This is a genomic window from Paenibacillus terrae HPL-003, assembly GCF_000235585.1.
Lineage (GTDB): Bacteria > Bacillota > Bacilli > Paenibacillales > Paenibacillaceae > Paenibacillus > Paenibacillus terrae_B.
In genome coordinates, this window is record NC_016641.1 from 5,569,743 (window position 1) to 5,584,473 (window position 14,731).

The window sequence follows — 14,731 nt, forward strand, 5'->3', positions numbered from 1 at the left end:
ATTGGAAAAAATGGCGGGGGAGGGGGAGGTCGCTCCGTGGATGGATCATTCTTCCGATCGCTGTTACCCCCGGATTTTTTCATTGAAAAATAACCTTAAAAGGTTAAAATTCGGGGGTAAAGGCGAACGCTAACGCTTCTTCAGAACGATTCCATCCACTCCGCTGCTGCCCACCGTCAATCGGCCATTTTTTATAGTGTAGGTGTTGCAATTAGCTTGCTCAAATAAAGAACGTCCATTCTCCATGCACGGCAAAATGGCCACATGAAAGAATGGACGAATACCGCTTGGGAACAAGCGGGCCGCAGTATCTTGGGGTACATTACAGAGTGTGTACCTAAGTTACTACGGGGTCATACTCTTGTTGCTTATTCGTATTCAATTCATACTCACGTTCTGTGATGTATCAAATTGAATACGGTGCTGCTGTTTCAAGCAGCTTTACTCATCTATTTTCAGTACCGCCATAAATGCTTCCTGTGGTACTTCTACGTTACCCACTTGCTTCATCCGCTTCTTGCCCTCTTTTTGCTTTTCAAGCAGCTTCCGTTTACGGGAAATATCGCCGCCGTAGCATTTGGCCAAGACGTTTTTACGCATAGCCTTAACGGTTTCACGCGCTACAACCTTCGTTCCGACAGATGCCTGGATTGGCACCTCGAACATTTGGCGTGGGATCAGCTCACGCAGCTTCTCGCAAATGATACGTCCGCGATGGTAAGCTCGATCTCTGTGAACGATGAACGACAACGCATCGACCTGTTCGCCATTCAACAGAATATCCATTTTTACCAGGTTGGACTGGCGATAGCCTGAAATCTCGTAGTCGAAGGAGGCGTAGCCCTTGGTGCTGGATTTAAGCTGGTCAAAGAAATCGTACACGATTTCGGACAGCGGAATCTGGTACGTAATCGTTACCCGTGTCGTATCCAGATACTCCATATTCACATACTCGCCGCGCTTGGTCTGGCAAAGCTCCATAACCGTACCTACGTAATCATTAGGCACGATAATGCCTGCTCTTACGTATGGCTCCTCCACATGATCAATTCGTCCGATTTCCGGGTAATTTGACGGGTTATCGATCTGGATCGTTTCGCCATTCGTCAGCTTAATGCGGTAAATAACGCTCGGCGCTGTCGTAATCAGCGGGATGTTAAATTCGCGTTCAATCCGTTCCTGAATAACGTCCATATGAAGCAGACCAAGGAACCCGCAACGGAACCCGAAGCCCAACGCGCTTGATGTTTCCGGCTCAAAGCTGAGCGAAGCATCATTCAGTTGTAGCTTTTCGAGTGCCTCGCGCAGATCGTTATACTCGGAAGTTTCGATCGGATACAGTCCGCAATATACCATCGGATTAATTTTCCGATAGCCTGGCATCGGTTCTGGCGTTGAATTTTTGGCATCCGTCACCGTATCCCCGACACGCGTATCACCCACATGCTTGATACCGGCAACGATAAAACCAACATCACCGATATTCAGCTCGTCCACGATGCTCATACGTGGCATGAAGGCTCCTACCTCGATAACCTCAAACGTTTTATCGGTCGCCATCATTTTAATTTTGGAACCTGCCTTGATGCTGCCATCCACGACACGGACGTATACGATAACGCCTTTATATGGATCATAATGCGAATCGAAAATAAGCGCCTTCAGCGGATTATTCGGATTCCCTTGCGGAGCAGGTACGCTTCTGACCACCTGTTCCAAAATTTCCTTGATACCGATTCCAGCTTTGGCCGATGCGTGCACAGTCTCGCTCGTATCCAAGCCGATAACATCCTCGATTTCCTGCTTCACCCGTTCAGGATCGGCACTTGGCAAATCAATTTTGTTAAGCACCGGCAGAATCTCCAAATTGTTGTCCAACGCCAAATATACGTTAGCCAATGTCTGCGCTTCAATACCCTGTGCAGCATCTACAACCAGCAGGGCACCTTCGCAGGCCGCCAAACTGCGGGAAACCTCATACGTAAAATCAACGTGTCCCGGTGTATCAATCAGATTCAAAATGTACTCTTCGCCGTCATCGGCCTTATAAGTGAGTCGCACTGCCTGGAGCTTGATTGTAATCCCGCGCTCCCGTTCCAGATCCATCTGATCAAGCACTTGCTCCTGCATTTCACGGGATGTGAGTGCACCGGTGTATTCCAAAATCCGGTCAGCCAGCGTGGATTTACCGTGGTCTATATGTGCAATGATACTAAAGTTCCGAATTTTACGTTGTCTTGCCAAAATGTCAGTCATGCCTTACCCCCACACAATGCCTAGTGTCAATCAGCTTATTATAGCAGTTGTACAGGGGGTCAGCAATATTTCTATTCCGTCACTCCGTCAAAAACAGACACAACCCAGCGAATACCCTGTCTTGACAGGTTTTGCAGCAGTCCGGCCGTTTTGTCTGCCATGGTATCCACCGAGGTTTGCTCTGCCTTGACCGCCAACAGTTCACGGGGTGTCTCCAGGCCCTGTGAATTGGCATCCGGTGCAGCTGAAAACCATTGGCGGTTCTCGCCCGTAGTTTGGGCCTTACTTCGTTCTGTTGCATTAGCTTCGCTCGCAACAGCTCCCGTTCCCGACTCCATTACGACGTTGCCATTTCCGTTATACGTGCGGGTATAAGTACGAACATCCGCTGCCGGCGTGTCTTCTATAACCGTCTGCTCATATCCGACTTTCTGCTGAATTCTGTTTTGAACCGGCTCCCCAGCCCACTCCGGTCCGTATACAGAGCGCAAGCCAGAGCCTGCCAGCTGCATTCCAAGCAGAACTCCCGCCCCCATCAGAAGTACAAATCCAAGCGCTTTTTTACGAAAATGTCCGGACATTGCAGTTCCTCCTTTACTCCGCCTCAATTAATTGCCACCGTTGCTCTTTTTCGTATCGGATACGTTAGTACCCGCTTTCTGTGCTTTCTGATCCTCCCAGTACACCTCACCGATCATATTCGCCAGAACGTCAGAGGTACGTTTCAATTCCTCCTCGGTATTATCAATCCCGCCAATTTCGATCAAAATGCTATGGGAGGACAAGCTCTGATTGTACTCACCGTTGTTGCCTTTACCGCCATCCTTCCCCCATATCCCACGGGAAACGCCGTGATACGACTTTTCCAGCTTTTCATGAATACGAGCGGCGAAAGCTTCATTTTTGCGCCAGTTTTTGTTGTCATGGCCGATAATAAAATACACCTTGGCATAAGAAAGTCCGTTTATCGTTGCTGTCGTTTTGCCGTGACGTTGAGAATCTCTGTGGATATCAAGCAGATAGGTTAAGCTTTTATTTCCAGCCAATGCTTCCTTGACCGTTTCACGCGAATATTTATAGGAATAATTCCAATTGTAGTTTTGAACGGTTTTGGCATAGTCCTTGTTCACATGCAAAGTAGATATCCCTTGCTTCTCCAATCTCTTTTTTACAAAATCCCCTACTCTCGACACATTGGCTGATTTAGAGCCAGAATTGGGATTGGAGCTGGTTTTACTGAGCAAAGGATTATATGCCTCTCTCGGATGAGAATGGTAGATTAATATACGTTTGGCACCTCTGACTGCTGTATCACTCGGATCATCCTCTTGCGCAGGGTCCGTTTCTGGCGTAGTCGGAAGATCTGGCGTTGTAGAGCCATTGTTCGGTGGATTGGTAGAAGCATTCGGGCCACCGGGAGCATCCGTCGTTCCCTGATCAGGCTGATAATCAATAGGCGCCTCTACCCTGTTATTCCCTGAGCCCTTACGCAACAAAACAGGCGTACCCGCAGACATACCAGGAATTTCGCGAGCTATGAGACTTTTGGGGTCCTGTGGATTAATACCTGTGAGCATTTGGAACACAAAAGGCGACCATTGTTCACCCGACAACGAAGATTGTTGCTTCTTCTGTGCCAAATGAGGTACTTCCATGCCGAGCATGTCCGCAAAAAAACCACTGGAAACCGAGCCTGCAAATCCTTTCATCGAAGATACCGGAGACGTTTGCAAACGATTTTCCGCCAGTCCTCCCAGCCCCAATACAACAAATAAAAGCGCCGAGCCCATAATAAGCAGCACAAGCGTGTGTCCCATAGCCAAAATTTCAAGGCCCTTTCTTCTCCATCTTCCGACGTTCCAGGTTTGAATTTTTTTCATGTGGGTCTTGTCCTCCTTCGTCCCGTCGAAGCCCGCCTTATGCTCAGAACCTATAGGTTCCAGTCAGCAGCGGAAATCTCTTATACTTCAACTCTATGAACGGAGAACAATTGCTAGAACACAAAAAAATCTCCACTCGCAGGTAAATCCCACCCCTTATTACAAGAGATAGGATGCCTGCTAGATAGAGAATTTTGTGTATGAAATATGCTTTTACTAACCCTCATTAATGTGTATAAGCGGCGACATTGCCGGGATCGACGGCTTCATGCAGGGCGGCGTTCAATCCGGTTGCAATAATATTCGCAATATCTTCTATAAATTCATCAATCTCCTTTGGGGTCACAATCAGATCATGTCCCAGCGGCTGAAGCACCTCTCTCACCAATCCCAGTCTCTCAGGCTCTGAAATATCATCCAGCATTCCCAGTATTGCTTTCGTAGAAGCATTTTCCTTGGCAAAATGTGTTTTCATCAGTTCAATTACGTTATTAACGATGGTGGAAGCGTAGCAAACGGTTGGAACGCCGATGGCAATACACGGGACACCCATAATATCCTTGGTGATGCCACGCCGTTTGTTACCGATACCTGAGCCCGGATGAATCCCGATATCTGCCACCTGGATGGTCGTATTGACGCGCTCCAATGAGCGTGACGCCAGAGCATCAATAGCAATAATCAATTCTGGCTTCGTGCGATCAACGATACCCTGAACAATTTCGCTCGACTCGATCCCCGTAATGCCCAGAACTCCCGGTGCAATCGCACTCACATCCCGATAACCAGGATTGATTTGATCAGGCGTCAGTTCAAAAAATTGACGAGTCACCATCAAATTTTCAACGACAAGCGGACCTAGTGAATCGGGAGTAACATTCCAGTTGCCCAGACCTACCACAAGTACGCGCGCCTTACTGGAGATCCCAATTTTTTGTATAAATTGCTCCATCTCCTTCGCGAATGCAATGGCTACCCGTTCCTGGAGCCCTGTGTCACCTTCACGTAAGCCGGGCACTTCCAGCGTGACGTAATGCCCCTGAACCCGTCCAATACGGTTGGCACCCTCTTCATTCAGCACATCCAGACGTGTGATTTTAATACCGTTATCTTCCTCCACGTCCTCGTTGATGCCCGCCAGCGGCATTGGCTGATCCCGTTCCGCCAGCTCTCTTGCCTCCAGCGCCAAATCCGTACGTACCGCATACTTCTGCAAATCCAAATCCATCATTTACGCCTCCTTTTATACCATCTCAGGTTATAGTGTGCGAGACACCCAGCAGGTTTATGCACATCCATTTTCATCCTGTAATCTACCCAAGCCCGGAATGTTTTCTTATTGCAATTTGAGGTGTGGCGTGCTAAAATATTTTAAGTTGTGAAACGTTTGTGTTCATAAGTAATGCCTTTACAGGAGGTGAATGTAATGCCAAACATCAAATCCGCTATCAAACGCGTTAAAACAAGCGATAAACGCCGTGCGTTGAACGCTTCTCAAAAATCCGCGCTTCGTACAGCAGTAAAAGCTGCCGATACAGCGTTGGTGAATAACGAAGCTGAAACTGCTGCTGCTGCTTTCAAAGTAGCTTCCCAAAAGCTGGACAAGGCTGTAACTAAAGGTCTGATCCACAAAAATGCAGCTGCTCGCAAGAAATCCCGCTTGGCGAAAAAACTTAACGCTCTTACAGCTCAAGCGTAAGCAAGAGCTACTTTCATACGTTAATGAAAAAATCCTGACCAGCCTTGGCTGATCAGGATTTTTTAGTTCACCACGCTTGAATTCTGCGTTACATTAGTTAACCTTTCATTAAACCGCTCGGCAAACGGGCCGGATTAGACCGTAGCCCCCGCGCCCATTTTCAGCAAAAACATCTCCAGCCCCAGCACCTTGTCGACAACTCCGGTTTTCATACGGTAATCCAGCTCGCCCAAGTCATAGAGAAGCGCACGCAGCTGCTCAGGACGGAATCTCCGCGCCTGCTCGCCGGCAACCTTCACCCCATATGGATGCAAACTAAGCTGGCTCGCAATTTGCTGCTGGGAATAGCTTTGACCCATAAGCTCTTTGACCTGCAACATAATGCGGAACTGTCGTGTGATTAAAGCTGCAATCTTGATCGGTTCCTCTTTTTGCTTAAGCAACTCATAAAAAATACTAAGCGCCTTATCCAGCCGCAAATTAGCCAAATCCTCGACCATCGCAAACACATTTTGCTCCGTACTGCGAGGCACAAGCGATTCAATATCGGTAGTGGAGATGGTACCCTGCGCTCCCGCATACAGACACAGCTTGTCTATCTCGGCAGCCAGCGATTGCAGCCCGGTCCCCGTATATTGAATGAGACTTTCAGCAGCTCCCGCCGCTAATTGGACTTCTCTTTCCGCTGCACGCTTATGAATCCATGCCACCAGGTCATCTCCCCCCAACGGAGTGAAGGCAATAACCGAGGCGTCACTTTTCAGCCTTTTAACAATCTTCTTCCGTTCATCAAGCTTTTCAGCCTGAACCGTAAAAATGATAATGCTATAGTCAGCCGGGTTATCCATATAAGTCAGCAGCGCTTCAATGTGGTGCTCAATTTTACCGCCATCCTTACCTGCCGCAAATACACTGGTATCCCGTACAATAATCAGCTTTTTTGGCACTAAAAAAGGCGCAGTCTCGGCTTCCTCCACGACTACCTCAATCGGCGTCTCGGTCAGATCGTAAGGAATAATGGCAAAGTCACGATGCCCCTCTTCCACCACTTTTTCTTTAAGCATATCGACAAACTGCTTCATTTGATATTTTTCGCTGCCGTAGAGCAAATACACTGGCGAAATATCGCCTTTGCGAATAGCCTTAGCGGCTGTTTTTGCATCCATTCTCCGTACCCCCCATTCATTGATCGTACCCGACATCTGGTCGGAAGGCAAGTCATTATACAAACGAAAGGACCCTGCCAATAGGCAAGATCCCTTCACCACCATCTATATCAACACGGCAGCAGAAAGCTCTAGAAACTTTCGGCCGTCGGGATACGACGTCGGTTCATACAATCTATTCTCTGCTTTTAAAAATGTACCATCTTCATAGCAACTATTTTCCGGAGGTACGCGGAATGGTATACGTATATTTACTTGCTGTACCATCCTGCTCAGTCTCATACATGAAGGTTTGGCTGTCTTCTGACCAGCTTCCTTTGACCCAGGCGCCCTTCAAAGTACGCACTTCCAGCGTTGTCCGGTCTACACCATTGTCGGAAAGCTTATACACTTTCAGCTTTTTGCCCTCAATGACCACCGCATAGCTGCCATCAGGTGAATTAAACTGATCTGTGGACGTCAACTGGGCGCTAAAAGTGGAAGCATTATTGTTGTCCGGAGAGATCATCGAATTAGATGAAAAGCCTTCATTGCGTACTGAGTTTTGCAACACGGATGATTGCTGATCGTTAGAAGCTGTATCGCTGCTCATATCTCCCGTGGTATTCCCCGAATCTTTGGTGACGCTTTTGGAGGTCGTGTCTTTCGACGTTTCATCTGAAGCAATCCGTTCCTGTAACTTCATATCCTGATTGACAGACGATGACGACTCATTAGCGGCCGTACTGTCAACATTATTATCTTGAGCGATGCCCGTACCTGCTATGGGTGCTTTTTCTATTTTCGGTTCCACATGCTGTTCAGGGGCAATCGTTTGTTGCTCGGATTTTCCCTGCTTTAATTGCTTGTCATCGGACTTAGGAGCATCCGCAGCAGAATTTTGCTCGGCAGGGTCTTCCTTTGTTGACTTACGATCCTGACGGGAAGGCTGCCCTGCAGGCGCATGCTTCGTTGAGTCTTTTTCAACACCCTGCTGATCGTCACGTTTGGCAGCATCCTGTTTGGAAGGGTTCTTTTCATCATCCGCACTGTTTACATCCTGTTTGCTCGGGTCAGGTTGCTCCCCTAAAGGTGGCTGAGATACGTCCGTCCCCTGATCCTGCTCTGACGGCTGCTTGGTCGAATCCGAGCCAATGGCTGCATCGCGGCCTCCACTTCCATTCACCGTACTTGGAATTTCTGTCTGTTCCTGCTGACTCATCACTCCAGGCGACTGGGAATCAAGCATGCCTTCTGCATCCTGTACCGTTTTCGGTTCAAAATTGAATACCACAATACCCAGTACGACAGCAGCGGCAGCCACGCCCATCGCAGCTCGCCCGCTCATCCGGTTCCACCAAGGTATAGGTTGGGTACGCTGTCTCGGCCCCGGTCCAGGATCGGCAGCTACAGGCTGCATCTCCTGAAGTGTGCTTCCCTGCTCCTCACGTGCGCGGTCAATGGCATCAAGCTGAGGCATGATGGAATCCACCAGGCTGAACGCCGGGGAAACCGCAGGCAATTCCTCCAACTCGCGGGAAAGCGCCTGAAGAATATGAAATTTTTCCGCACAGTCTGGGCAAGTCGCAACATGGTTCATTAATTGGGACGTCTCTTCTTCGCCCAGCTCATGATCCACATAACGCTGCATCCAATCCATCACCTCTTCCCCACACTTCATCCTGATACACCACCTTTCTGATATTCCTGAAGTAGCCCTTGCAATTGCTGTCTTGCACGATACAAGTATGACTTGACCGTATTTAGCGGCAAATCCAGAGAGTCGGCAATCTCGTTATAAGAGAAATCCTGCAAATATCTCAATACGATCACCGTACGGTGGTGCTCAGGAAGCTGCTGTATAGCCTCACGAACATCCTGTGCCAAGTAAGAGGTCAGCACCTCGGCCTCCACATTTTGGGGATCGTTGAATATCATGTCGTGCTCGTCAATAGATACCGAGGGCTTCGTCCTCCTGAATTTGTCGATACATATGTTCGTTACAATGCGTTGAACCCAAGTTTTGAACTGCGCCTTTTCCTCATAAGAATTAATTTTGGAATAAATCCGTATGAGGGCTTCTTGTGAAGCATCCATGGCGTCCTGTTCATTGTTTAAAATGTAATATGCCGTACGGTACACATGCTGTTCTATCTCTCTTAATAGGGTAATGAGAGCGTCGCGATCGCCCGATTGAGCGGCTCGAATGAGTCCCTGCTCTACCACAAAGGATCCCCCTCTCCCTGCAATATTACAGACGTTTCCCCTTTGCAAATTGTTGCAGGTTAGACGTCTGACGATAATTTTATTTTTATAGTGTAAAAAATGTTACCAAAAAGCCCAGATTCCCCATTAAAGCCTCCCTTAGAATAACAGAAAAAGGGAAGGTAGTCACCTTCCCTTAGCCCTACTCACATAAATCTGGTGAAATCTGTCGAATTGAACTTACATATTGTTACTTCTTGGAAATCAGATCTACTCCATCTCCCCTAATCCCCAGCATCAGGTAATCGGCATCGCCTAGCATCTCCGGTAAAGCCTCCATTGAAATGCTTGCCCGGCCCTTCTCGAACACCGCCTTTTCTACCTTCGCCGGGGCATGAAGCCTCAACTCATCTTAAAGTATAGTTCCTCCCCGTCCATAGGATTTGCCATAGAGATATAATTCTTTGCCCGTTATCTCAAAAATAGCAATTTTTTTACCTGAATTAATAACATCAGACAAAACCTGCTTCTTCTCAGCAATCTTGACAGCAAAATCAGCCAGGCATTTCTTCGCTTCCTGCTCTTTGTTTAACACTTTGCCCAGCTCCATTAAACGGTCCTTATAATTATATTTACCATATGGAATAAATACAGTAGGCGCTATTTTTTTTAGATTTTCATAAGCCTTGTCATCATAGGTGATGATCAGATCCGGATTCAGGGTAGTCACCTTTTCAAGAGACAACGCTGAGCTGTCACCAATATTTTCAACACCATTCAAATATTTTTTATAGTACGGAGCATCAAATACGGTATCTAGAGCCCCTACTGGTGTAACACCAAGTGCAAGCACATCACCTACATAGTCATCGACCGTTACAACGACGCGCTGCGGATGCTCAGGAATAGTAATTGTACCTTTATCGCTTTCATATGTACGTGTGGCAGCTTCATCTCCAGTAGATGCAGTTTTGGAATCAGTCGTTGTGCCACTATCCGTTGCCACTCCGCCTCCATTCGTGGCGCATGCGCTCAGTACGAGCATTAATGAAATAATCAATAAACAAGCCGAAGTTCGGAATTTTAAATAGTTCACAATAGTCCTCCTATTAATAATGATTCTCATTTTCAATACTTATTAGATTCTATCAAAGCTCATAGGTTATGTCCATGCAGGTTGGTTTAAAAGCAAAAAGCCCACTCCTAAGAGTGAGTATATCTTTAGTATTTTCCCTGGATCGCTCTTGTGCTTACTGATCCAAAAGTGCTCAAGTTACAAGCAGGCTGCCACAGTGCCTGCTTGTTTGTATTTGAGGATTTTGCTAAAACCTCATTTTTTGTGCCGCACACTCAATTTGCCTTGGTGCGCACGGATTTGCACCTCTCCCATCGTATCTGTCCGATATATAGCAGAATCAACCGCCGATAAACGACCTAATACCGCTTCATTTGGATGTCCATACGTGTTGCTCGCTCCGACTGAAATGACGGATACCTTCGGTCGCCAGTAGGATAACCATTCTTCCGAGGTGGAATGCTTGCTACCGTGATGTGCTATTTTCATGACATCTACAGCTTGTCTTACAACCACCGTTTCCCCCTCTGGTTCGTTACGGGATGGATAATGAGTTAACTCGGAAAGCAACAACGATTCCGCTGCATCATCCATATCTCCTGTGAACAAAAAGGAAGCCCCCTCCATCTCCAATATCATTGCAACGGAATAATGATTTTGCTCCTTTACAACAGGCAGCTTCTCGGATTTGTCCTCCTGCAACGGAAGCGGATGAATAAAGTGGATTTTCGTATCCTGATCCGGTCTCCACTCCATACCATAATGCGCACCGTACAGCTTGACCTGCTTGTTTATAGCCGTGTTCAACAGCTTGCGGAAAGGTGCCTTGTCTGTCAAGGTGCCGTTAAAAACCAAGGTCGATACTGGAATCTGGTCAAGCACGGCCTGCAATCCCCCGGCGTGGTCATGATCTCCATGCGTTAAAATGACAGCATCCAGCCGATGTACACCGCGCTGCTTCAATAAGGGCACAATCGTATCCTCACCTACCTCGTAGGGGTCTTTTCGCTTACGCCAAGCATTTTTTCCTGTCGTAAAATCCATCGTACCCCCACCATCCACCAAAATATGTTTACCGCCCGGCGTTGTAATCAAAATGCTGTCGCCTTGGCCCACATCCAGGTATTGGACCATTCCCGTATTCCCTCCACCTGGAGTTATATAACCTATACACAGAATGCCAAGCCAGGCAATACCGCTTAAAGCAAGCGCCAAATGACTATAACCATTCCACTGTCGACGTGCATATTTGGCTGCTCCTTCAGGCTCACGCCCCGTCTGCAATATAGCTGCCCACTCCGCAGATGCCGCTAATCCTGTATGTATGGGTGATGGCATGGGAACGGATGTGCTTTGTCCCACCAAATTGCGTCTGGCTGAAAGCCTCCCCTTGTCCTTATCCAGTGCTACCTCCAAGCCCAGAGATTCATCTGTTCGTCTTCGAGATATCATCCATGTTCTGAGCCAGTACAGAATACTGTACAAAGCAGCATAATACGCAGTGACCCACAGAATGGAGGAAGACGGCCAAATACTCACATAAATGTCATCCACGTTCATCCATTTTACAAGCCAAAAGGTCAGTTCGTTCAGCTTCTCTGCCGGCCACGCAAGAATACGGCTCCCGTCCTCCCATAGAAAGGCGATTCCCATCGCCACCGTACCCAGTGGAAGCACGATATACGTAATGAGTGGAACAAGCACAAAATTAGCCGCAAACGATAGCAGCGAAAACTGATTAAAGTAGAAGACTGTCATCGGAAACGAAACAAGCTGCGCTGTGATCGTAATCGCAATTTCGCCACCGATCAGAAGAGGCCATTTGGCAAAAAACGGCTTCATCAGCGGCATATAAATGAGCAGTCCGGCTGTTACCAGAAAAGAAAGCTGAAAACTGACACTAAGTAGGTAATACGGATTCCAAAGCAACATCAATAACGCCGACACACTCAAAATGCTAAGTCCGTCTTTGAGCATTCCCCGTCTGGCTGCGAACAGGCCGATCATAGCCATAATTCCAGCCCTCACAACAGAGGGAGAAGCACCTGTCAGCAGTACATAAGCCGGAATAAGCACCATCACGACCGTAAGAGACGTCTCGCGACTCACTCGCAATAGCTTGAGCGAATACAGTAGTGTAGCTGCATATACCGCCACATGCATACCGGATATCGCTAAAATATGCGTTAATCCAAGCTGCGTAAATTCGTTATACGTTGCCGGGTCCAGCTCATCCGTAACTCCTAGTACAAGTCCTTTCATATATCCTGCGTGATGAAGAGAACTAAATGCTGATTCCATCCGTTGCCCTAATTGCTCCCTAAGCTGATCATTCCACCTGAACAAGGTGTAACGGTTCCACTGCGAAGCTTGCTGCTTCTGTAACGAAGCGGCTCCATTCCCTTTGAAAAGCCAGTGAATCTCCTGTGTATGCAGGTATTCATTGTAATCAAAGCCGCCAAAGTTCCCCGCTTTTGCAGGAGCCTTTAAGCTACCATGTAGTTGAATTGCATCTCCACGCTGCCATTCTGCCGCCAGTCGCTGTTCCTGCTCGGCAGCCAGCTTGATGTGAACGATAACCTGTTCAGAAATAGCTTCGCTCTTTCCATCTCCACCCTGAAAAGTGTCATTTTGAGAATGACTTCCCATATTGCCTATTGCAGTAACCCTCATCTCAAACTGTGCCCGATCACCGTCTACCTGCACCTCGGAAGCAATAAATCCCGAAACTTGAACAGGCATATCTTCCAGCTTGGAGGCCGGTACATGAAGGGCATCGGGAATGTGGCTCACATTATGGGTATCCTGCCAAGCCCAATGGAATCCACCCCCGCTCAAGGCAAGCCATAGCAGCACCATGTGCCGGACTGGAATTTTCATCAATAGAGCTATAAGAGGAAAAATCAGCGTGACACCCGCCCAGAGCAACAGAAGCGTACGTCCGGAGTACAAACATGCTCCTGCACTTCCCGTAATCCAGCATACAGTAAGGGTCAGGATAGGTCTGCTTAAAACAGGTTTGGCTTGAATACAACCACCTCCCGGTAGCAAAATATTGTTCTGTGTCCAAATCGCAAAACAAAAAGAACCCCTGACAAAATAGCATTCGTCAGAGGTTCTTCCTCGTGTACTCTTTAATTCATCACATCTTAATTCATAACATCCATCAGGGTTTCTTTCGGTGGATGATAGTTATCCAGCATACGGAAGGCAATTCCTTTTTGATCCATCATGGCACGAACCTTGTCGGCATCCTTTGGGTAAGGTCGGTGATATACGATCTCCACAATACCGCTGTTCGCCAGCATGTTGGCACACGTCCAGCACGGCTGGTCGGTCACATATACCGAGGACCCTTCACGATCAATGCGGTCCGTGAACAGCAGCAAGTTCTGCTCCGCATGAATAGTGCGGATACAGCGCTGCTTCTTAACCATTTCATTCCGCCCCTCGCGATGTACGACTTCGTACTCCTCCGAAATCATACAGCCTGCCTCAGAGCAGTCGGGTACCCCGGATGGTGCACCATTATAGGCCGTGCCCAAAAGCTTTTTGCCTTGAACAAGTACGGCTCCAACATGACGCCGCGAGCAGCGTGAACGGGTGGATACCATATAAGCGATATCCATAAAATAGGTGTCCCAGTCCTTGCGTACATCTGCACTCATATCCATCTCTCCCGTAAAAGCAAGTTACAACGTAAATATATCCGCTAGGCTATTCTGATAGTCTGCACATCGTCCACTTATGTAATTATAAGCTGACGTAAGGCTTCATTTTCGCCAACATCTTAGCGCCAATTCCCTTCACATGATCCAAATCGCTCACACGTTTGAACGGCCCGTGCTGATTACGATAGTTCAGAATCGCTTCGGCTTTTTTAGCTCCAACCCCTGGTAGTTCCATTAACTCGGCAGCAGTCGCCGTATTAATGTTCACCTTTTTTTCACCGGAAGCGGCTGAAGCAACCGGATCGCCTGCTGTATTCGACCTGTTCGTCGTAGCATTCGAGCTTTCAACGCCAGTAACGGAAGTAACAGAACTAGAGTCCATCACCTCAGACTGCTTTATGGGACTGGAGCTTTCACTCCCATCGACCGATGCACCGGCAGAATCCTGTACAGCATCACGCTTCACAGAACCAGTTCCTTCGCCATCCAAACTGCGTTCAGCTTTGCCTGAGACTTCGGTTACAGCACGCTTTTCCTGAGTCTGGCCGCTATTGCTCCGTGACTCATTTTGCTCCGGCTCTACCGCTAAAGCCTGCTCCACCTTACGATTAAGCACCTGCCACTCTTCTTTCGGCTCTGGAGGCTGCCCACCAGCAAATAAAATAAGCCCACTGCCGATTAGGGAAAGCACTATTGCCGTTCCAGTCCATACGCGATTCATTTCCATTTTGTCCCCTTCTCCACATAGATTTAGGGAAAGTGAGCCACTCAATACAGCGTCACAATCGAACAGAGCAAAC

The 14,731-nt window shown here is 47.8% G+C and carries 12 protein-coding genes; 1 reads left to right on the forward strand and 11 read right to left on the reverse strand.

Annotated features, from left to right (window positions below; all coding sequences use genetic code 11):
- Positions 1 to 441: 441 nt before the first annotated feature.
- From lepA to gpr, 4 genes are all read right to left on the reverse strand, one after another.
- Positions 442 to 2,256, reverse strand: coding sequence for a translation elongation factor 4 (gene lepA, locus HPL003_RS24715; RefSeq protein WP_014282527.1), 1,815 nt, complete (start codon positions 2,254 to 2,256; stop codon positions 442 to 444).
- Between the two features lie 71 nt (positions 2,257 to 2,327).
- On the reverse strand, positions 2,328 to 2,837 hold the full coding sequence (locus tag HPL003_RS24720) for a hypothetical protein (protein ID WP_014282528.1): 510 nt from the start codon (positions 2,835 to 2,837) through the stop codon (positions 2,328 to 2,330).
- Between the two features lie 27 nt (positions 2,838 to 2,864).
- Positions 2,865 to 4,136, reverse strand: a complete 1,272-nt coding sequence (locus tag HPL003_RS24725; protein ID WP_014282529.1) for a stage II sporulation protein P — start codon at positions 4,134 to 4,136, stop codon at positions 2,865 to 2,867.
- A 226-nt stretch (positions 4,137 to 4,362) separates the two neighbouring features.
- Complete coding sequence (gpr, locus tag HPL003_RS24730; protein WP_014282530.1) at positions 4,363 to 5,364, reverse strand: GPR endopeptidase; 1,002 nt, start codon at positions 5,362 to 5,364, stop codon at positions 4,363 to 4,365.
- A gap of 198 nt (positions 5,365 to 5,562) precedes the next feature.
- On the opposite strand from gpr, the gene rpsT reads away from it, so the two are divergent.
- On the forward strand, positions 5,563 to 5,835 hold the full coding sequence (gene rpsT, locus HPL003_RS24735) for a 30S ribosomal protein S20 (protein ID WP_014282531.1): 273 nt from the start codon (positions 5,563 to 5,565) through the stop codon (positions 5,833 to 5,835).
- 134 nt (positions 5,836 to 5,969) lie between these two features.
- Here the strand turns inward: rpsT and holA are convergent, their stop codons facing one another.
- From holA to HPL003_RS24770, 7 genes are all read right to left on the reverse strand, one after another.
- Positions 5,970 to 7,001 carry a DNA polymerase III subunit delta gene (gene holA / locus HPL003_RS24740; protein WP_014282532.1) on the reverse strand — a complete coding sequence of 344 codons (1,032 nt, stop codon included), beginning with the start codon at positions 6,999 to 7,001 and terminating at the stop codon, positions 5,970 to 5,972.
- A gap of 214 nt (positions 7,002 to 7,215) precedes the next feature.
- A complete protein-coding gene (locus tag HPL003_RS24745) occupies positions 7,216 to 8,661 on the reverse strand; it encodes an anti-sigma factor (RefSeq protein WP_014282533.1) in 1,446 nt (481 codons plus the stop codon).
- Positions 8,658 to 9,206, reverse strand: a complete 549-nt coding sequence (locus tag HPL003_RS24750) for an RNA polymerase sigma factor (protein ID WP_014282534.1) — start codon at positions 9,204 to 9,206, stop codon at positions 8,658 to 8,660. Before HPL003_RS24750 ends, HPL003_RS24745 begins: the two co-directional genes overlap by 4 nt.
- Before the next feature lie 391 nt (positions 9,207 to 9,597).
- Positions 9,598 to 10,281, reverse strand: coding sequence for an ABC transporter substrate-binding protein (locus HPL003_RS24755; RefSeq protein ID WP_014282536.1), 684 nt, complete (start codon positions 10,279 to 10,281; stop codon positions 9,598 to 9,600).
- A 234-nt stretch (positions 10,282 to 10,515) separates the two neighbouring features.
- Positions 10,516 to 13,191 (reverse strand): ComEC/Rec2 family competence protein, encoded by a 2,676-nt coding sequence (locus HPL003_RS24760; protein WP_043922907.1) that lies wholly within the window; start codon positions 13,189 to 13,191, stop codon positions 10,516 to 10,518.
- A gap of 218 nt (positions 13,192 to 13,409) precedes the next feature.
- Positions 13,410 to 13,928: a deoxycytidylate deaminase gene (locus HPL003_RS24765; protein ID WP_014282538.1), complete on the reverse strand. Its 519-nt coding sequence runs from the start codon at positions 13,926 to 13,928 to the stop codon at positions 13,410 to 13,412.
- An 85-nt stretch (positions 13,929 to 14,013) separates the two neighbouring features.
- Complete coding sequence (locus HPL003_RS24770) at positions 14,014 to 14,652, reverse strand: ComEA family DNA-binding protein (RefSeq protein ID WP_043922909.1); 639 nt, start codon at positions 14,650 to 14,652, stop codon at positions 14,014 to 14,016.
- Positions 14,653 to 14,731 lie beyond the last annotated feature (79 nt).

What these genes read in the sequence shown, in the direction of transcription:
- lepA (WP_014282527.1), bottom strand. Translation starts at nt 2,256, where the DNA reads ATGACTGACATTTTGGCAAGACAACGTAAAATTCGGAACTTTAGTATC.
- holA (WP_014282532.1), bottom strand. Translation starts at nt 7,001, where the DNA reads ATGGATGCAAAAACAGCCGCTAAGGCTATTCGCAAAGGCGATATTTCG.
- HPL003_RS24725 (WP_014282529.1), bottom strand. Translation starts at nt 4,136, where the DNA reads ATGAAAAAAATTCAAACCTGGAACGTCGGAAGATGGAGAAGAAAGGGC.
- rpsT (WP_014282531.1), top strand. Translation starts at nt 5,563, where the DNA reads ATGCCAAACATCAAATCCGCTATCAAACGCGTTAAAACAAGCGATAAA.
- HPL003_RS24770 (WP_043922909.1), bottom strand. Translation starts at nt 14,652, where the DNA reads ATGAATCGCGTATGGACTGGAACGGCAATAGTGCTTTCCCTAATCGGC.
- HPL003_RS24745 (WP_014282533.1), bottom strand. Translation starts at nt 8,661, where the DNA reads ATGAAGTGTGGGGAAGAGGTGATGGATTGGATGCAGCGTTATGTGGAT.
- HPL003_RS24765 (WP_014282538.1), bottom strand. Translation starts at nt 13,928, where the DNA reads ATGAGTGCAGATGTACGCAAGGACTGGGACACCTATTTTATGGATATC.
- HPL003_RS24720 (WP_014282528.1), bottom strand. Translation starts at nt 2,837, where the DNA reads ATGTCCGGACATTTTCGTAAAAAAGCGCTTGGATTTGTACTTCTGATG.
- gpr (WP_014282530.1), bottom strand. Translation starts at nt 5,364, where the DNA reads ATGGATTTGGATTTGCAGAAGTATGCGGTACGTACGGATTTGGCGCTG.